Here is a 17,484-nt window from a genome sequence, read left to right as displayed (position 1 = left end):
ACCACCGGCCGGGTACCCCGCCCGCCAGGAGACCCCGTGCGCGCCAGCGCCTTCCTCTACCCGTGGGACGTCACCGGCGACCCCGCCGCCCCCGAGCGGCTCGCCGCACTCGGCCTGCACGGCACCACCCTCGCCGCCGCCTACCACTCCACCCGCGCCCTGACCCCCCGCCACCCCGCCCGGCGGATCGTCACCGCCCCGCACTTCGCCGCCTACTACCCGCCCGACCCCGCCCGCTGGCGCGGCCGCGCGCTGCGCCCCGCCGCCCAGCACTGGCTGGACGGCGCCGACCCGTTCGGCGAGGCCGCCACCGCCCTCGCCGCCGCCGGGCTCGACGTGCACAGCTGGGTGGTGCTCGCCCACAACTCCCGCCTGGGACGGGAGAACCCGCACCGCACCGTGCACAACGCCTACGGCGAGTCCTACCCCTGGGCGCCGTGCATCGCCCAGGACGAGGTCGTCGAGTACTGCGCCGACCTCGCCGCCGAGGCCGCCGTCCGGCCCGGCGCCACCGGCACCGAGCTGGAGTCCTGCGGCTGGTACGGGCTCGCGCACCTGCACGCCCACGACAAGATCGGCGGCGTCCCGCTCGGCCCCGCCGGGCAGTTCCTGATGTCGCTGTGCTTCTGCCCCGCCTGCCGCGCCGGCTACGGCCCCGACGCCGACGCCCTGCGCGCGGCGACCCGGGCCGCCCTGGAACCGCTGTGGCGCGGCGCGCCCGAAACGGCGGGGCCCGAAACGGCGGGGCCCGAAACGGCGGGGCCCGAAACCGATCCGACGCAGGAGTGGGAGCGGATCGAACGGCTGCTGGGCGCCGACCTGGCCGCCGTCGCCCGGACCCACCGGCTGGCCGCCGCCCGCCGGCTGCAGGCCGCCGCGGTCGCCGCCGTCCGGGCCGCCGCGCCGCCCGGCTTCCGGATCCTGCTGCACGCCGACCCGCTCCCGCACCGCAGCGGCCCCAACCCCGGCGTCGAGGCCGACTGGCTGCTGGCCCGCACCGACGGCCTGGTCCTGCCGTCCCACCTGCTGCCGCTCGCCGCCCCGCACCGCCGCCCGGGCACCGTGCTGGCCGCCAACCTCCCGGTGGTCGCCGCGCTCGGCGGCGGCCCGCCGCGGGACGTCCCGGACGCCGACGAACTGCGCCTGTACCACGCCGGGTTGGCCTCCGACGCCGACCTGGCCGCCGTTCGCTCCTACCTGAACAGCCATGCGAACCAACCTTCTTGACGCTCACTCGGACACCCGGAGGGAACGGGCGAGGGCCCCGGCGGGAGGAGTTCCGCCGGGGCCCTCGCGGTGCGCGGCCGCGCCGCGGGGGCTCAGAGCCGGCCGGCGCCCGCGCCCGCGGTGACCTTCGCCGGGACGGTGTTCGCCGCGTCCACCCCGGTGCGCAGGGCGGGCGTCCAGCCCGCCGAAGTGCCCAGCTGCTTGCCGGGGTTGGCGGCGTTCCAGGCGGCGGTCAGGTCGGTGGCGGTGCCGTTGACGGAGTTGCCGCTCGCGGTCAGCGCGGTGCCGCCCCAGTTGTAGAGCACCTGGGCGGCGGTGATGCCGGAGGGCAGCGCGAAGTAGTTGTTCTGCGCCACGATCTGCGAGGACTTGCCGACCCCGATGCCGTACTCGTAGTCCCCGGCGGTCGGCGCGTAGTAGTTGTTGTAGGCGTCCACCTGCCCGAAGCGGACCCGGGGCGCGCGCTGCACGGTGTTCTGCCACAGGTTGTGGTGGAAGGTCACCCGCAGGTGGCCCGCGTCGGTGGCGGAGGCGCTGTCGCTGTTGCCGATCAGGTTGGTCTTGTCGTGGTCCCGGAACACGTTCCAGGAGGCGGTGACGTAGTCCGCGCCCTTGACCACGTCCAGCAGCCCGTCGTGGACCTCGTAGACCCGGCCGAAGTACTTCGGCAGGCTGGAGTCCGGCACGGCCCCGTCGGAGAAGGTGTCGTGGTCCACCCAGACGTGGGTGGCGCCGTAGACGGTCATCGCGTCGTACTCGGAGTTCCAGTTGCCGGTCGAGCCGTCGGTCGGGTCCCACTGCGGGAAGCAGTCGGCGGCGTTCTCGAAGGACAGGTTGCGGACGATCACGTTGTCCACGTTCTTCACCACCAGCCCGCCGCCGCGCAGCGTGCCGCCGTTGACGCCGACGATGGTGGTGTTCGCGCCGACGTTGATCTGCACCTTGTCGGCCTGCTTCTTCTGCGAGGCGGCGCGGGCGTCCTCCTGGGCCCCCGAGGGCACCGCCGAGGTGCCCCAGGTCTTCGGGTCGTAGGCCGCCAGGTAGGCGGGCAGCGAGTAGCCGTTCACGGTGTACGCCGAGCAGTTCAGGTGCTTGCCGGAGTCGTCGGTGTTGAGGTCGATGACGCCCGAGACGTAGACGATCTTCGGGGTGGCGTTCGAGCCGTTGCCGGAGTTCTTGCCGCCCAGCGCGGCCACCAGCTGGGCCCGGGTGGAGACGGTGAAGGTGTGCGCGGCGTCCGCCTTCGACCCGCCGGTGGTGCCGGTGGTGGCGGAGGCCCAGCCGTCCTTCGCGGCCAGCACGGAGTGGCCGAGGTCGGCGGCGTGGGCGGGCGGGACGCAGGCGAGCGAGCCGCACAGGGCGGCGGCGGCGAACAGCGGTCCGGCGGTGCGGACGGTGCGGGGCAGACGCATGACGGTGCTCCTCGTCGAGCTGGTCGGGTGGGTGCATGCGTGCGGTGCGCGGTGCGGTCGGGCGACCGTCGTTCACAGGCGTGAACGTCGGTCGCATCCGTGTCCGCAAACTAGGGAGCCCCGCGCGGCCCTGTCAAGGCGTCCGGCGCCGGAACGCGACGGCGCCCCGCACGCGGGGTGCGGGGCGCCGAAAGGTACATGACGCCGCGTCAGCGGCGGGCGGGGCTCACAGGTGCCGGGTGGCCAGGGTCAGCCGGTCCCGGGCGTCGAACAGCGCGTCCCGGATGGTCTGCTCGCGGCCCGGCGTCAGCCGCGCCACCGGCACCGACACCGACACCGCGTCCCGGGCCGGGGTGCGGTACGGGATCGCCACCCCGAAGCAGCGCAGCCCCAGCGTGTTCTCCTCCCGGTCCACCGCGTAGCCCCGGGCGCGCACCTCGGCCAGCTCCCGGATCAGCTCCTCCCGGTCGGTGTGGGTGTGCTCGGTCAGCGGCTCCAGCCGCTCCGGCAGCAGTCGCCGCACCGCCTCGTCGCCCAGCGTCGCCAGCAGCGCCTTGCCGTGCGAGGTCGAGTACGCCGGCAGCCGCCGCCCGATCCGGGTGAACGGCCGCAGGCTGTGCTGGGACTGACGGGTCGCCAGGTACACCACGTTCGCCCCGTCCAGCCGGGCCAGGTGGATGGTCTCCCCGGTGTCCTCCGCCAGCACGTCCAGCGCCGGGCGGGTCGCGGCCACCACCGCGTCACCGTCGATGTACGAGCTGCCCACCAGCAGTGCCCGCACCCCGATGCCGTACCGGGTGCCGGTCGCGTCCGTCTCCACCCAGCCCAGCTCGGCCAGCGTGCGCAGCAGCATGTACAGGCTCGACTTCGGGTAGCCGGTCTGCTCCTGCACCTCCGCCAGGCTGTGCATCCCGGGCCGCCCCGCGAAGTACTCCAGCAGCTCCACCGTCCGCACGGCGGACTTCACCTGGGCGCCGCCGCTCGGGCCGCCGCTCGGGCCGCCGCCTTGGCCGGTATCGCCTTGGCCGGTGTCGCCCCGGTGGGTGCCGCCCCGGGCGGCATTGGTCGGCGAGGGCATCCTTGACCCCATTCTGTCCCGCGGCGTATCGTCCCGCGAAGTTCAAATAGTTGACTGCCGTTCAGCATACTGAACAACCGAGGGTTGACGGGACGTCCGGCCCCACAGCGGGCCGCACACCGCCGTGCACCGGACGCTACCCGACCCCGCCACCCCACGAGGAGGCCCGCGCCATGACCGACCGAACCCGAACCGGCGCCCCCGTCCCCAGCACCGACCCGCGCACCGGAGCCGTCCGCGCCCACCCCGCCCGCGAAGCCGGTCCCGCCGACGTCGACCGGGCCCTCACCGCCGCCGCCCGCACCCTCGACGCGCTCGCCGACCGCCCCCGCCGGGCCGCCCTGCTGCACGCCGCCGCCGACGCCCTGGACGCCGCCCGCCCCGAGATCCTGGCCACCGCCGACGCCGAGACCGCCCTCGGCGAAGCCCGCCTCACCGGCGAACTCGCCCGCACCACCCACCAGTTGCGCAGCTTCGCCCGGACCGTCGCGGACGGCGGCTACCTCGACGTCCGGATCGACCGCGCCGACCCCGCCACCGGCCGTCCCGACCTGCGCCGCACCAAGACCCCGCTCGGCGTCGCCGCCGTCTTCGCCGCCGGCAACTTCCCGCTCGCCTTCAGCGTCCCCGGCGGCGACACCGCCAGCGCCCTCGCCGCCGGCTGCCCCGTCGTGGTCAAGGCCCACCCCGGCCACCCCGAGACCGGCGAACTCTGCGCCCGCCTGCTGCGCGGAGCCGCCGAACGGGTCGGCCTGCCCGCCGACGTCCTCGGCACCGTCCACGGCTTCGCCGCCGGCACCCACCTCGTCCAGCACCCGCTCACCGCCGCCGTCGGCTTCACCGGCTCGCTGCGCGGCGGCCGCGCCCTGCACGACCTCGCCGCCGCCCGCCCCCGCCCCATCCCCTTCCACGGCGAACTCGGCAGCCTCAACCCCGTCGTCGTCACCGAACGCGCCGCCGCCACCCGCGCCGCCGAGATCGGCACCGGCCTGGCCGCCTCCTACACCCTCGGCCAGGGCCAGTACTGCACCAAACCCGGCCTCGTCCTCGTCCCCGCCGCCCGCCCCGCCCTGGACGCCCTGGAGCGGGCCGTCACCACCGCCGCCGCCCAGGCCCCCGCCGCACCCCTGCTCGACCCGCGCATCCGCGAGAACTACCTCGCCGGCGCCGCCCACCGCGCCGCCCTCCCCGGCGTCGAGGTCCTCCTCGCCCCCGGCCCCGCCCCCACCGCCGACGCCCCGCTCGCCGTCCGCCCCGGCCTGCTCGCCGTCGCCGCCGAGGACCTCCACGACGACCTGCTCGACGAGTGCTTCGGACCGCTCACCGTCCTGGTCCGCTACCACGACGACACCGACCTGCACGCCGTCCTGGCCCGCCTCCCCGGCACCCTCACCGCCACCCTCCACCACGCCCCCGACGATCCCCCCGCCCGCACCCGCCCCCTCCTCGCCCGCCTCACCCCCCTGGCCGGCCGCCTCGTCCTCAACGCCTGGCCCACCGGCGTCGCCGTCACCCCCGCCATGCAGCACGGCGGCCCCTACCCCGCCGCCACCACCCCCACCACCTCCGTCGGCACCAGCGCCATCCACCGCTGGCTCCGCCCCGTCACCTACCAGGACGCCCCGCCGGACCTCCTCCCCGCCGAACTCCGCGACTGACCCCGCCCCGGGGCCCGCAGGCGGCGGGTGCGGTTCGAGCCCGGGCGGTCAGGTCCAGCTCCAGGTGCGGGTGGTGACGTGGAACGGGGCGGTGCCGGCGAGGGCGAGGGCGGCGTGGTGGCCGGGCGGGGCGGGGACGTCGGTGAGGCGGTAGGCGCGGGACCAGGCGTCCTCGGGGGCGGTGGCGGGTCCGAGGGGGACGCGCAGGTCCTCGACGGGGACGCGCAGGCCTTCGACGAGGCGGCCGCCGTGCGCCTTGACCAGGGCCTCCTTGCGGGCCCAGAGGCGGGCGAAGCAGGCGGCGGGGTCGGCGGCGGCGCGGACGAGGCGGCCCTCCGCCGGGGGGAAGTAGCGGGCGGCCATCGCGGCGGTGTCCGTGTGCGGGAGGACGCGTTGGAGGTCGACGCCGACCGGGCGGACGGCGGAGAGGGCGACGAGGGCGAAGGCGCCGGAGTGCGACAGGTTGAACCGGGGGCCGCCGTCGGGGAGGGCGGGTTTGCCGTGCGGGCCGTGCCGCCAGCGGAGCGCGGCGGGGGCGGTGCCGAGGCGGTCGGCGAGCAGGCGGCGCAGGGCGGCGTGGGCGAGGACGTAGCGGCGCCGGGTGTCGGGGTCGCGGCAGGTGTCGGCGCGCAGCCGCTCGGCGGGGGAGAGGTCGGCCAGCAGCGGGGCGAGGGGGAGGCCGGGGCCGGGGTCGGGGACGAGGTGCAGCAGCACGGCGTCGTCCTGGCGGGCGGTCATCGCGGCGCCGCCAGCGAGACCGCGGAACGGTCCAGGACGGAGAGCGAGGGACGGCCGGTGAGGGCCATGGTGTGGGCGAGCTCCTCGGTGGCCAGGCCGAGCACCCCGGCCACGCCGTCCGCGCCGTCGGCCGCCAGGCCCCACAGGACCGGGCGGCCGAGCAGCACCGCCCGCGCGCCGAGCGCCAGCGCGGCGAAGGCGTCCGCGCCGCTGCGGACCCCGCCGTCGAACAGCACCGGGCAGGCGCCGCCGACCGCGTCCACCACCTCCGGCAGGGCGTCCAACGCGGCCGGGGCGCGGTCGAGTTGGCGGCCGCCGTGGTTGGAGACCACGACCGCGTCAGCCCCGTGCTCGACGGCCCGCCGGGCGTCCTCGCCGGTCAGCACGCCCTTCAGGACCAGCGGCAGCGGACTGCGGGCGCGCAGCCAGGCCAGGTCGGACCAGGTCACCGACGGGTCGACGGCCTCGGCCGTGTGCACGGCGAGCGCGGAACGGCCGGGGGCGGGCCGGTGGGCGGCGGCCATCAGCGCCGGGTCCAGGTTGACGGCCCGGACGTCCGGCGGGATCGCGAAGCCGTTGCGGGCGTCGCGGTGCCGGCGGCCCAGGTACGGGGCGTCCACGGTCAGCACCAGGGCCCGGTAGCCGGCCGCGGCGGCCCGCCCGGCCAGGTCCGCCAGCACCTCGCGGCGGCGCAGCCAGTACAGCTGCAGCCAGCACGGCCCGGTGGCCGCGGCGGCCACCTCCTCCAGCGTCCGGGAGGCGAACAGGCTCACCACGTACAGCGCCCCGGCCCGCCCGGCCCCGCGGGCGGTGGCGAGCTCGCCCTCGGGGTGCAGCAGCCGGTGGTACGCGGTGGGCGCGACGCCGACCGGGGTGGCCAGCGGGGCGCCGAGCAGCTCGGTCGCGGTGTCGGGGGCCGACACGTCGACCAGCACCCGGGGCCGCAGCACCACCCGCCCGAAGGCCCGCAGGTTCGCCCCCAGCGCCCGCTCCTCGCCCGCCCCGCCCTCGACGAAGTCGCGCACGGAGGAGGGGAGCCGGCGGTACCCGCGGGCGCGGTAATCGGTCAGGCGGAGCGGGACGGTCATCGCGGCACCTCGCCGGTCCGATTCGGGTGGGGGCCGCGCCGGGGCGCCTCCCCGGCCGTCCCTGCCGCGACGAATTCGCCGGCGGGGGAGGTCGGTTGGCGGTGGTCGTGGTGGTGGGTCGGGCGGAGCGGGGCGGTCATCGCGGTACCTCGCCGGTCCGGTCCGGTTCGAGGCCGCGCCCGGGGGCCTCCTCGGCCGAGGACAGCGCCCCCAGTTCCCACCACAGGCCGGTGCCGGGCTGGGCCGGGTCGGCGGGGTGCGGCCCGGCGGGGGTGATGCCGGCCGGGTCGAGCCGCAGGACGCGCTCGCCCGGCAGCGGGTCGCCGAACAGGAGCGCGACGCCCCGGCTGACGGCGGGCAGCGCGACCGGGACGCCCGGGTCGTACGGCAGCGCGTCCTGCTCGACCACCAGCAGCAGCGCCCGCCGCAGCCCGACCGAGTCCGCGTACGCCGTCAGCAGCCGCAGCGCGGTGAACGCGGCCGTGCCGTCCTGGCCGCTGACCGCGAAGGACAGCGGGGCGCCCGGACAGAAGTGGCCCAGCCGGCAGGCGGTGGCCCGGCCCGGGGTCAGGTCGGGGACGGAGTGCGCGAGCACCAGCAGGTCGACCTGCTCGCCCGCCGGGACGACCGCCCGGATCAGCGCCTCGGCCATCTCCCCGTACGACTGCCCGGATACCGGCGCGTCCGGCGAACCCGCGTCCGGCGAACCCGCGTCCGGCGTGCCCGGCGTGCCCGGCGTGCCCGGCGTGCCCGGCGCTCCCGGCGCGCCCGTGCGGACGGAGAGGCCGTACGGGGCGAGCAGGTCGGTCAGGTAGCGGTGCAGCCGGGCCGCGTGCACCGGGTCGGCGGCCAGCGCGGACGGCTCCGGGAAGGCCAGCCGGGCGGCCCGGCGCACCCCCCAGCGGGGCGCGGGGGCGCCGGCCGGGGCGGGCGGCAGCAGGGTGCGCAGGCTCACGCGTCCGCCAGCAGGTGGTCCGCGACGTACGCGGCCAGCGAGCCGACGGTGGCGAAGTCGTCCCGGCCGAGGTCCTCCACGCTGATCTCCAGGCCGAGGCGCTCCTCCAGTTCCAGGACGAGCTCCAGGCCGGTGGTCGAGTTCAGCCCGAGGGCGTCCAGCAGTTCGGTGCCGGCGTCCGCGCCGGACACCTCGCGCTTGAGCACGACCGGCAGCAACTCGCAGATGGCGGCGGTCAGTTGATCGGAAGAGGGCATGAGGGGATCCTTCGCGGAGAGAGGGGGAGGACGGTCAGTGCTGGAGGACCATGGCGGCGAACGTCGCACCGCGCCCGGCGCCCGCCGCGGCCATCACGTACGGTTCGCCCCGGCGCAGCAGGCCGCGCTGCCGGGCGGTGCGGTGGTTGACGAAGTGGTCGGCGCAGAAGACGTGCCCGACCGTCGGCACGTGGTCGAGCACCACCCGCTCGCGCGGGTAGCCCAGGACCCGGCAGACCTGGTGCCAGGCCACCCGGTTGACGTTGTGCGGCAGGACGGCCGTGATCCGCTCCAGCGTCAGCCCGGCCTCCTCGACGGCCGCGCGCACCACCGCCGCCAGCGCCTCGCCGTAGATCCGCTGGAACTCCGACTCCAGCTCCGCCGAGTCCGTGACGGCGTCGAACTCGCCGCGCAGGTCGACCGCGTACGACAGCACCCGGTCGCGCCCGCCGGACGCCGAGACCAGGCACGCCCCGGCACCCTCGCCGAAGAACGAACTCCCCGGCACCGCCACCGCCTCCGGCGTGAACGCCTTCTCCCCGGCCAGCACCAGCGCCAGCGCGTCCGGATCACCGTCCGCGGCCAGCAGCCGGCCCGCCGCGTCGATCGACAACAGGCCCGAGGCACAGGCGTGGTGGCCGACCGAGAACACCGGCACCCCCGGGTCCAGACCCAGCTCCGCACACAGCTCCCGCACCGGGTCGTACGGGTACGGGACGACGGTCGGGAAGGACCGGGCGTGCAGCACGTAGCGCACCAGGTGCTCCCGGCCGCGCAGCGCCGCCAGCCCCGCGACCGCGCCGCGCAGCAGGTCCAGCAGACTGCCGCCCTCGTCCCGGCTGACCTCGCCCAGCCCGTGGTACCGGCGGAAGATCCGCACCTGCATCGGCGTCAACCCGAGCTCCCCGGCCAACGCCTCGATCGGCACCCGCCCGGCCGGCAGGTGGTCCGAGACCGCGAACAGCGACGTCACCGCCGCACCCCCGCCCCCACCGCACCGGTGTCCGCGTCCGCGCCCGCGCCCGCGACGGCGTCCGCGCCCGCGACGTCAGGCTCCTTGCCCGCATCGGCTTCCGGCTCCGTTTCCGCCCCCGCCTCCCCGTCCGCCGTCAGGAAGTCGAGCGCGGCTCCGACCACCAGCTCCTCCACCGTGCGCGCCAGCGTCTCGGCGTCGGCGGGGGAGACGTGCCGGGTGTCCGTCAGGACTTCCATCAGCAGGCCCTCCGGGGCGTCCTCGAACTGGGCCTGCAGGATCCGTCCCGGCAGGTCGGTGCGCCGGACCCAGCGGAAGGTGCTGCGGGCCCGGGCGGCCCGTAGGGCGGCCGGGGTGGGGGGCGGGTCGGTCGGGGCGGCTGCCGGGAGGGTGCTGCGGTCGTTGAAGAAGCACTGCACGTCCAGGTCCTCGCCGCGTTCCGCCGAGATCCGGGCGATCAGTTCGTTCAGCCGCTCCGGGTGGAAGTACGCGTGCTTGTACGCGGCCAGGGTCGCGCCCCGGGCCGCCGCGACGGCCGCGGGGACGCTGCTGTCGCCGGTGTCCAGGACGGCGATGCCCGCCTGGGCGGCCATGCACACCGCCCCGCCGAGCGCCGAGCGGAACCGGTTGCTGACCACCGGTCGGAGCACCACCGGTTCCGCCGCACCGATCCGGCGCAGCGCCAGCGCGTACACCGCCAGCAGGACGGCGCGCGGGTCGCCGCCGGTGCGGGCGGCGACCACCGGCAGGGCCAGCGGGAGGGCGGCGGAGCGGAACTCGCCCGTCCAGTGCCGGGGTTCGCGCGGATCGGTGGAGGGGGCGAAGCGGCGGGCGGGAACGGTGCGCAGGATCCGCTCCCAGTGGCGCAACGCCCGCGCGTTCTGCTGCTGCCCGGCCGCCGAACCCTGCCAGGCCGCCTGCTCCAGCTGCTGCAGCCCGGCCACCGGCCCGTCCGCCCGCTCGCGCACCTCGCGCAGCATGATCGCCCCGCCCGCGGCGTCCGACACCAGGTGGTTCATGATGCTGACCAGGTGGGTCGGACGGCCGCCCGCCCGGACCACCGCCATCCGCACCGGCCACTCCCCGACGTGGTCGAACGGCCTTTCCCGGTACGCCAGTTCGACCTGCGCCGCGAGCCCGCCCGGATCGGTCCCGGCCGGCGCGTCGTACAGTTCGAGGCCGATCCGCCCGGAGGCGAACAGCTCCTGCGTCGGGTGCCCGTCCGGGCCGAAGCGCAGCCGGGTGCGCATCGACGGGAACCGGCCCATCAGGTAGCGCAGCTCCGCCGCCACCGACTCGACCGTGCGGCCGGCCGGGAGGGCGGCCGTGCCGCCGATCGGCAGCGAACTGCGCTGCGCCACCATCGCGTGCCAGATCTCCCACATGCCCCAGGACAGTTCGCCGACACCCGAACCGTCCCCGGCGAAGGGCACCTCGATCCGCTCGGCGGGTCCCGTCACGCGGCCGCCTCCGCCCCCGCCGGCCCCTGCCCCGCCGTCACCGGGCCCTGCCCCGCCGTCACCGGGCCCCGTCACGCCGTCACCGCCGCCGCGGCCCGGTGCCGCTCCCGCATCAGGAACTTGCGGACCTTGCCGGTCGGCCCGAGGATCAGCTCCTCCTCGCCGATCACCAGCACCGCCCGCAGGGTCGCCGCCGCCGCGGGCGTCAGCGCCGCCCGGACGGCCGCGGCCCGGTCGACGGCCGGATCCGCCCCCGGACGCAGCGCCAGCAGCACGTCCGTCACCACCGGACCGTCCACGGAACCCGCAGAGGCCCCAGACCCCACCGGGCCGTCGTCCCCGCCACCCGCCGCCCCGGTGCGCAGCGACACGACCGTGCAGTCGAGCACGTCCGGGCAGGCCACCAGGATCCGCTCCTCGCTCAGCGCCGTGTACAGCCACTCGCCGCCGCCCAGGTCGACGGCGTCCACGGCCCGGTCGACGTGGAAGTAGTAGCCCTCCGCGTCGCGGTACAGCAGGTCGCCGGTCAGGTAGTAGCCGTCCAGCCGGTTGCGGTACGTCGCCGCCGAGTCGTTCCAGTAGCCGGGCGCCAGCGTCGGCGCCTTCAGGCCGAAGTGGCCGACCTCGCCGACCGGCACCTCCCGGCCGGTGGCCGGGTCCAGCAGCGCGACCTCGGCGAAACCGTGCGGCACGCCGACGCAGCGCCCGTACCGCCCGGTGTCCGGGCCGTGGGTGAGGTGGAACGCGGAGTGGCCCATCTCGGTGGAGCCCAGGCCGTCCACGAAGTGCGAGCCGGGCACCCGCCGCACCCCCTCCCGGGTCACCGTCACCCGGGAGCCGGCCGCCACCAGGCGGCGCACGTGCGGCTCGTGCGCGCAGTCCCCGGTGTTGAACCAGAGCGAGACGGAGTCCAGGCGGCGGACGGACAGGTCGTGCCGGGCCAGCTGCGCCCAGGTCGCGGCGAAGCCGAACACGCCGGTCGGCTCCCAGCGCTCGATCGCCGCCAGCACCCCGTCGCCGTCCTGCGCGGACAGGAACAGCACCTCGCTGCGGTGGCACAGCGCCAGGTTCAGCGTGGAGACGCCCGCCGCGTGCGCGGCCGGCAGCGCGCTGAGGATCCGCTCGGTGCCCCGGGCGCGCGGCGCCGCCAGCCGGAACAGCTTCACCGCCGCGAACAGGCTGGCGTGCGAGTGCACCACCGCGGCGGGCATCCGGGTGGTCCCCGAGGAGTGCGTGATCACCACCGGGTCGTCCGCGTGGTGCCGGTACGGGACGGGCGCCGCCGCCGGATCGCCCGTGCCCGGCCCGCCGGCGTCCGCGTGCAGGGCCACCTCCGGGTCCTCGCCCGCCAGCCGCTCCCGGTGCTCGGCGTCGGTCAGCAGCGCCACCGCCCGCAGCCGCCGTACGTACTCGGCCGCCACCTCGCCCGGCAGGTGCCGGTTCAGCAGCGCCGGGACGGCCCCCAGCCAGGTCAGCGCCAGGAAGTTCAGCAGGCAGTCCGCCGACCCCGACACGTACAGCGCCACCGGGTCGCGCGGCCCGACGCCGCGCCCGTGCCACCAGGCGGCCCGGGCCGCCACCCGCTCCCGCAGCTCGCCGAGCGTCAGCCCGTGCCCGGCCGGGAAGCCGTCGACGGGCACGTCGAACGCCGCGCCCGGCCCGTCCGGGTCCGCGCCGTGCGCCAGCAGCGAGGTCAGCACGTTGCCCGTGCCGAGCCCCGGGTCGGCGGCCAGCCGCGCCCTGATACCGGCGTCCCTCATGCCCTTACCGGTGTCCTTCATGCGCTTACCGGTGTCCCTCATGCCCCGCCGCCTTCCCCGCGTACGCCCGTCACTTCTTCGATAGCCGCCAGCAGCTGCGCCCGACCCGGCTGGCAGGCCCGGTCCAGCGCCGGGGCGAACGGCAGCACCGCCCCCTCCGGGCGGGTCACCCGGCGCGGCGCGGACCGCAGCCGCGCCCCCTCGGCGGCCGTCGCCAGCACCTCCGCGGCGAACCCGCAGGAGCGGTTGGAGTCGTCCAGCACCACCAGCCGGCCCGTCCGGGCCAGCGAGGCCGCCAGCCCCGCCCGGTCCAGCGGGTGCAGGGTGCGCGGGTCGAACACCTCGACCGAGACCCGGCCGGCCAGCTCCTCGGCCACCGACAGCGCCTCGTGCACCAGGTGGCCCACCGCCACCACCGTCACGTCGGTGCCCGACCGGTGCACCCGGCCCCGGCCCAGCGGCACCGGACCGAGCGCCGAGAGGTCCACGTCCTCGCGGACCCCCAGCGCCCCGGCCGGGGCGAACACCACCACCGGGTCGTCGTCGCGCAGCGCCGACAACAGCAGCCCGTACGCGTCCGAGGGCGTGGCCGGCACCACCGTCTTCACCCCGACGTGCGCGAACAGGCCGTACGGGTGGTCCGAGTGCTGCCCCGCCCAGGACTCCCGCGAGCCCGAACCCGGCAGCAGGTACGTCACCGGCACCCGGGCCTGCCCGCCCGACATCAGCGAGAACTTGTGCGCCTGGTTGGCGATCTGCTCGAACGCCAGGAACAGCAGCGACGGGATCTGGAACTCCACCAGCGGCCGCAGCCCCACCAGCGCCGCGCCGGTCGCGAACGAAGTGAACGCCTGCTCCGAGATCGGCGTGTCCAGCACCCGCTCCGGCCCGAACCGCTTCGCCAGCCCCGCCGTCACGTTCGACACCGCGACCCGGACGTCCTCGCCGAACACGCACACCGACGCGTCGCGCGCCATCTCGTCGCCCAGCGCCCGGTTCAACGCCTTCAGGTACGACAGCTTCGGCACCTCAACCCACCTCCGCCGCGTACAGGTGCTCCAGCGCCGAGGCCGGATCCGGGTCGGGGGCGCAGTCCCGGGCGGTGACCCGGCCGCGGTCCAGCACCGCGACCTCGCCGATGCCGCCGGCCGCCAGCGCGGCCCCGACGGCGGCCCCGATCCGCCCGGCCCCGCGCACCTCGACCCGGGCCCGGGAGCGCCCCTGCAGCACGGTGGCGGCCTCGCCCGGCGCCGGGTGCACCAGGGAGAGCGAGGCCAGGTCGGGGCCGAGCAGCTCGCGCCGGGCGGGCGGGTACAGCTCCAGCACGTCCCGCAGGGCCTGGGCGTCGTCGAGCAGTTCGCTGTCGCGGAGCGAGTCGAGCACCGCCCGGCAGTACTCGGCGCTCAGGCCGAGCCGCTGCCCGGCGGCGACCAGCGCGGGGCCGTCCCGGCTGCCGTCGACCAGCTCCAGGAAGCCGGCCAGCCCCCGGTCGACGCCCTCGATCAGCCGGGCGTGCCGCCGCACGGTGCCGAACTGCAGGGCCTGCTTCTCCCGCCACAACCGGGACAGGGCGGGCTTGATCACGGGGCGCATGCGGTTCCTCCCACGGTCGGGACCCCGGCGTCGGGATCGCTGGTGACCGCAGCTTGCCCGCCCGTCCCGAACGGCGGAAATCCGTTGTCCACAGCCCCGGTAGGACGATCGGATCGTCACTGTGCACAGCCTGTGGACAACGCGCTCGGGTGGACCCCGGTGCCGCGCCGTCCCGGTGCCGGACTTCTGTCAGGGGGACGGGGTAACGTCCTGTGCCATGGCAGCCGAACGGGACTCCCACCGGTCGGCGTCGCGTCGGCGCTCCCGGGCAGCCTCCGGAGCGGCGACCGCGGCGCCGGGTGCGCACGCCAGCACCGGGGCCGGTCGTGAGTGCACAACCGACCGCGAGCACGTGCTCGACCCGAACCGTCCGCCCGACCGCGGCGGCCCCGCCCGGACCGGCAGCGAGCGCGGCGTCGGCACCGACCGCACCGGCCTCGACCGGGCCGGAACCGACCGCACCGGCACCGAGCGCGCCGCTCTCGACCGCAGCAAGGTCGAGGTGCGCCGCAGCGCCCGCCGCAGCCGCACCGTCTCCGCCTACCGCGAGGGCGACCGCACCGTGGTGCTGATCCCGGCCCGGATGTCGCACGCCGAGGAGCAGCGCTGGGTGGCCCAGATGCTCGACAAGCTGGCCGCGCAGGAGAGCCGCCGGACGCTCGGCGACGAGGCCCTGCACTCCCGCGCCCACGAGCTCTCCCGGCTCCACCTGGGCGGCCGGGCCGTCCCCGAGCAGGTCCGCTGGGTGACCAACCAGAACTCCCGCTGGGGCTCCTGCACCCCCAGCGAGCGCACCATCCGGCTCTCCCACCGCCTCCAGGGCATGCCCGAGTACGTGGTCGACTACGTCCTGCTGCACGAGCTCGCGCACCTGCTGGTGCCCGACCACGGCCCCCGGTTCTGGGCCCTGCTGGAGAGCTACCCGCGCACCGAGCGGGCCCGCGGCTACCTGGAGGGCGTCGCCTCCGCCGCCCGGCTGCCGCACGTCCCGCCCGCCCGCGCCACCTGAGCGGGGACGGCACGACCGTGGCTCCCGGCCCGCCCCCGGCAGGGGCGGGCCGGGAGCCACGGTCGGTCGGTCAGACCAGTCGGCGGGCCAGGGCGACCAGTTCGCGCACCGAGCGGTCGGTGTCGGCGGGCAGCCCGTCCCAGTCGAACCAGCGCAGGTCCAGCGACTCGTCGCTGATCAGCTCGCGGGCCCCGGCCGGGGCGAGGGCCACGTACTGCACGTCCAGGTGGGTGTTCTCCGGCCGGTCCTTCCCGGCGCAGCGGACCCGGTGCCGGTCCAGCTTCACCGGCGCGGTGCGGCCGTCGACGGCGAGCAGTTCCAGGCCCGCGATGCCGGACTCCTCGACCGCCTCGCGCAGCGCGGCCGCGGCCAGCGTGTCGTCGCCGGGCTCGCAGTGGCCGCCCATCTGCAGCCACCGCCCGACCTTCGGGTGCAGGGTGAGCAGCACCCGCCCGCCGTCGGGGTCGACCACCAGCGCGCTGGCGGTGACGTGCCCGGGCAGGCAGGCCCGCCACATGCCGTCGGGGCGCTCGGCCAGGTGGGCCAGGTAGTCGCGGCGCAGCGCGTCCTGCCCGGCTCCGTCGGGCGCCCAGTCGGTCAGGGCGCGGACGGCGTCCGCGTGCAGCGAGGTCACTTGGCGGTGCCCTCCGGACCCTGCTCGCCGCCCTTGCCGTCCTCGTCCGAAGCGTCCTCGCCCGTGCCGTCCTCGTCCGAAGCGTCCTTGTCCGAGGCGCTCTCGTTCGGGGCGTTCTCGTTCGGGGCGTTCTCGGCCGGGGCGGCCTCCGGGGCGGCGTCCTTGCTCAGGTCCGCCTTGCCCCCGCCGTTCCCGGCGCCGGTGCTCCCGCCCGCAGCCTCGCCGAGCAGCTTGTCCAGCGCGTCGAAGTCGAAGCCGCCCTCGGCGACCGCCGCGGTGTCGCGGTGCACGAAGCCGTCCGGGTCGTCCAGGTCGGCGGCGGTGGGCAGCATGTCGGGGTGGCTCCACAGCGCGTCCCGGCCCTCGACGCCGCGGGCGTCGGCGAGCGAGGCCCACAGGCGGGAGGCGTCGCGCAGGCGGCGCGGGCGCAGTTCGAGGCCGACCAGGGTGGCGAAGGTCTGCTCGGCGGGGCCGCCGGAGGCGCGGCGGCGGCGGAGCGTCTCGCGCAGCGCGGCGGCGTGCGGCAGGTGCGGGGCGGCGGCGGTGTGCACCACGGCGTCGACCCAGCCCTCGACCAGGGCGAGGGCAGTCTCCAGCCGGGCCAGCGCGGCCTTTTGCTCGGGCGTGTCCTCGGGCTGCAGCAGGCCGCCGGCCAGCGCGTCCTGCAGGGCCTCGGGGTTGCTCGGGTCGATCTGGCCGACCAGCTCCTCCATCCGCGAGGTGTCGACCTTGATGCCGCGGGCGTACGCCTCGACGGCGCCGAACAGGTGCGCCCGCAGCCACGGCACGTGCGCGAACAGGCGCTGGTGGGCGGCCTCGCGCAGGGCCAGGTAGAGCCGGACCTCCTCGGCGGGCACGTTCAGGCCCTCGCCGAACTCGGCGACGTTCTGCGGCAGCAGCGCGGCCTTCCCGGCGGGGGCGAGCGGCAGGCCGACGTCGGTGGAGCCGAGCACCTCGGCGGCCAGCGCGCCGAGCGCCTGCCCGATCTGGGTGCCGAACATGGCGCCGCCCATCGAGCGCATCATGCCCATCAGCGGCCCGGCCACCGCCTGCATCTCCTCGGGCAGCACGCCGCCCATGGCGTTGCCGACCCGCTCGGCGACCGGGTCGACCAGGTCCTTCCAGACCGGCAGAGTGGCCTCGATCCACTCGGCGCGGCTCCAGGCCACCGCCGCGGAGGAGGTGGACGGGAACTCGGTGGCGGAGTCCAGCCACAGGTCGGCGAGCCGGACGGCCTCGGTGACGGCGGTGCGCTCGGCCGCGCCGACCGAGCGGTCCTTGGTCTTCCCCTCGGGCTGCTCGGCCACCACCGTCTGCCGGGCGATGTTCTTGGCCAGCTCCCAGTTCACCGGGCCGCCCTCGAACGAGAGCATCTGCCCGAGCTGCTGGAAGGCCGCGCCGAGGTCGTTGGGGTTGAAGCCGCCCATCATCGCGGCGAACGGGTTGTCCCCGCCCTGGCCGCCGCCTGGGCCGCCCGCGCCGAACAGCGCCCCGAAGGGGTTGCCGGTGCCGAAGCCGAAGGGCTGCTGCGGGGTCGAGTCGCCCTGCTCGCCGTCCTTCTTGCCCTTGTTCTCGCCGTCCTCGGGCTCCTCGGGGGGAACGCCGAATCCGAAGGGGAGGTCGCTCACGGGGGTCCTCGATC

Annotated in this window: 16 protein-coding genes; 3 read left to right on the top strand and 13 right to left on the bottom strand. The window is 76.5% G+C overall.

Translation table 11 applies throughout. The annotated features are described in order from the left end of the window. The first annotated feature begins 36 nt into the window (after positions 1-36). Positions 37-1,227 (top strand): hypothetical protein, encoded by a 1,191-nt coding sequence (locus ACWEO5_RS10045; protein ID WP_452161888.1) that lies wholly within the window; start codon positions 37-39, stop codon positions 1,225-1,227. 92 nt (positions 1,228-1,319) lie between these two features. Here ACWEO5_RS10045 and ACWEO5_RS10040 read toward each other — a convergent pair whose 3' ends face one another. Both ACWEO5_RS10040 and ACWEO5_RS10035 read right to left on the bottom strand, forming a co-directional pair. Next, on the bottom strand, positions 1,320-2,639 hold the full coding sequence (locus ACWEO5_RS10040; RefSeq protein ID WP_452161886.1) for a pectate lyase family protein: 1,320 nt from the start codon (positions 2,637-2,639) through the stop codon (positions 1,320-1,322). A gap of 226 nt (positions 2,640-2,865) precedes the next feature. Beyond that, positions 2,866-3,717, bottom strand: a complete 852-nt coding sequence (locus tag ACWEO5_RS10035) for an IclR family transcriptional regulator (RefSeq protein WP_452161884.1) — start codon at positions 3,715-3,717, stop codon at positions 2,866-2,868. A gap of 173 nt (positions 3,718-3,890) precedes the next feature. Between ACWEO5_RS10035 and ACWEO5_RS10030 the strand changes: the two genes are divergently transcribed. Further along, positions 3,891-5,375 carry an aldehyde dehydrogenase family protein gene (locus tag ACWEO5_RS10030; protein ID WP_452161882.1) on the top strand — a complete coding sequence of 495 codons (1,485 nt, stop codon included), beginning with the start codon at positions 3,891-3,893 and terminating at the stop codon, positions 5,373-5,375. Positions 5,376-5,423: 48 nt separating this feature from the next. On the opposite strand, the gene ACWEO5_RS10025 is transcribed toward ACWEO5_RS10030, so the two are convergent. The 9 genes from ACWEO5_RS10025 to ACWEO5_RS09985 form a co-directional block, all read right to left on the bottom strand. Next, positions 5,424-6,113 carry a 4'-phosphopantetheinyl transferase family protein gene (locus ACWEO5_RS10025; RefSeq protein ID WP_452161880.1) on the bottom strand — a complete coding sequence of 230 codons (690 nt, stop codon included), beginning with the start codon at positions 6,111-6,113 and terminating at the stop codon, positions 5,424-5,426. Beyond that, on the bottom strand, positions 6,110-7,201 hold the full coding sequence (locus ACWEO5_RS10020) for an alpha-hydroxy acid oxidase (RefSeq protein ID WP_452161878.1): 1,092 nt from the start codon (positions 7,199-7,201) through the stop codon (positions 6,110-6,112). Before ACWEO5_RS10020 ends, ACWEO5_RS10025 begins: the two co-directional genes overlap by 4 nt. A gap of 136 nt (positions 7,202-7,337) precedes the next feature. Then, complete coding sequence (locus ACWEO5_RS10015; protein WP_452161876.1) at positions 7,338-8,156, bottom strand: hypothetical protein; 819 nt, start codon at positions 8,154-8,156, stop codon at positions 7,338-7,340. Beyond that, complete coding sequence (locus tag ACWEO5_RS10010) at positions 8,153-8,413, bottom strand: phosphopantetheine-binding protein (protein ID WP_452161874.1); 261 nt, start codon at positions 8,411-8,413, stop codon at positions 8,153-8,155. The genes ACWEO5_RS10015 and ACWEO5_RS10010 overlap by 4 nt, the downstream gene beginning before the upstream one ends. Before the next feature lie 34 nt (positions 8,414-8,447). Beyond that, complete coding sequence (locus tag ACWEO5_RS10005) at positions 8,448-9,386, bottom strand: 3-oxoacyl-[acyl-carrier-protein] synthase III C-terminal domain-containing protein (RefSeq protein WP_452161872.1); 939 nt, start codon at positions 9,384-9,386, stop codon at positions 8,448-8,450. Next, a complete protein-coding gene (locus ACWEO5_RS10000) occupies positions 9,383-10,846 on the bottom strand; it encodes a condensation domain-containing protein (RefSeq protein ID WP_452161870.1) in 1,464 nt (487 codons plus the stop codon). The genes ACWEO5_RS10005 and ACWEO5_RS10000 overlap by 4 nt, the downstream gene beginning before the upstream one ends. Positions 10,847-10,917: 71 nt before the next feature. After that, entirely contained in the window at positions 10,918-12,606 is a 1,689-nt protein-coding gene (locus tag ACWEO5_RS09995; protein ID WP_452161868.1) for a class I adenylate-forming enzyme family protein, read from the bottom strand. 38 nt (positions 12,607-12,644) lie between these two features. Continuing rightward, positions 12,645-13,634, bottom strand: a complete 990-nt coding sequence (locus tag ACWEO5_RS09990) for an alpha-ketoacid dehydrogenase subunit beta (protein WP_452161866.1) — start codon at positions 13,632-13,634, stop codon at positions 12,645-12,647. 1 nt (position 13,635) lies between these two features. Continuing rightward, complete coding sequence (locus ACWEO5_RS09985) at positions 13,636-14,199, bottom strand: hypothetical protein (protein ID WP_452161864.1); 564 nt, start codon at positions 14,197-14,199, stop codon at positions 13,636-13,638. A 502-nt stretch (positions 14,200-14,701) separates the two neighbouring features. On the opposite strand from ACWEO5_RS09985, the gene ACWEO5_RS09980 reads away from it, so the two are divergent. Next, positions 14,702-15,208, top strand: a complete 507-nt coding sequence (locus ACWEO5_RS09980; RefSeq protein WP_452161932.1) for a M48 metallopeptidase family protein — start codon at positions 14,702-14,704, stop codon at positions 15,206-15,208. Between the two features lie 70 nt (positions 15,209-15,278). Here ACWEO5_RS09980 and ACWEO5_RS09975 read toward each other — a convergent pair whose 3' ends face one another. Both ACWEO5_RS09975 and ACWEO5_RS09970 read right to left on the bottom strand, forming a co-directional pair. Beyond that, positions 15,279-15,842, bottom strand: coding sequence for an NUDIX hydrolase (locus ACWEO5_RS09975; RefSeq protein ID WP_452161862.1), 564 nt, complete (start codon positions 15,840-15,842; stop codon positions 15,279-15,281). Then, positions 15,839-17,470: a zinc-dependent metalloprotease gene (locus ACWEO5_RS09970; RefSeq protein WP_452161860.1), complete on the bottom strand. Its 1,632-nt coding sequence runs from the start codon at positions 17,468-17,470 to the stop codon at positions 15,839-15,841. Before ACWEO5_RS09970 ends, ACWEO5_RS09975 begins: the two co-directional genes overlap by 4 nt. Between the last annotated feature and the right edge of the window lie 14 nt (positions 17,471-17,484).

This window comes from Kitasatospora sp. NPDC004272 (assembly GCF_053603035.1).
Note: the sequence above shows the minus strand (reverse complement) of the source record. Positions and strands in the feature narration are given on the sequence as shown.

Coding starts and splice junctions, on each gene's coding strand:
- ACWEO5_RS10010 (WP_452161874.1), bottom strand. CDS start 8,413: ATGCCCTCTTCCGATCAACTGACCGCCGCCATCTGCGAGTTGCTGCCG.
- ACWEO5_RS10035 (WP_452161884.1), bottom strand. CDS start 3,717: ATGCCCTCGCCGACCAATGCCGCCCGGGGCGGCACCCACCGGGGCGAC.
- ACWEO5_RS09985 (WP_452161864.1), bottom strand. CDS start 14,199: ATGCGCCCCGTGATCAAGCCCGCCCTGTCCCGGTTGTGGCGGGAGAAG.
- ACWEO5_RS10030 (WP_452161882.1), top strand. CDS start 3,891: ATGACCGACCGAACCCGAACCGGCGCCCCCGTCCCCAGCACCGACCCG.
- ACWEO5_RS09995 (WP_452161868.1), bottom strand. CDS start 12,606: ATGAGGGACGCCGGTATCAGGGCGCGGCTGGCCGCCGACCCGGGGCTC.
- ACWEO5_RS10040 (WP_452161886.1), bottom strand. CDS start 2,639: ATGCGTCTGCCCCGCACCGTCCGCACCGCCGGACCGCTGTTCGCCGCC.
- ACWEO5_RS10020 (WP_452161878.1), bottom strand. CDS start 7,201: ATGACCGTCCCGCTCCGCCTGACCGATTACCGCGCCCGCGGGTACCGC.
- ACWEO5_RS10025 (WP_452161880.1), bottom strand. CDS start 6,113: ATGACCGCCCGCCAGGACGACGCCGTGCTGCTGCACCTCGTCCCCGAC.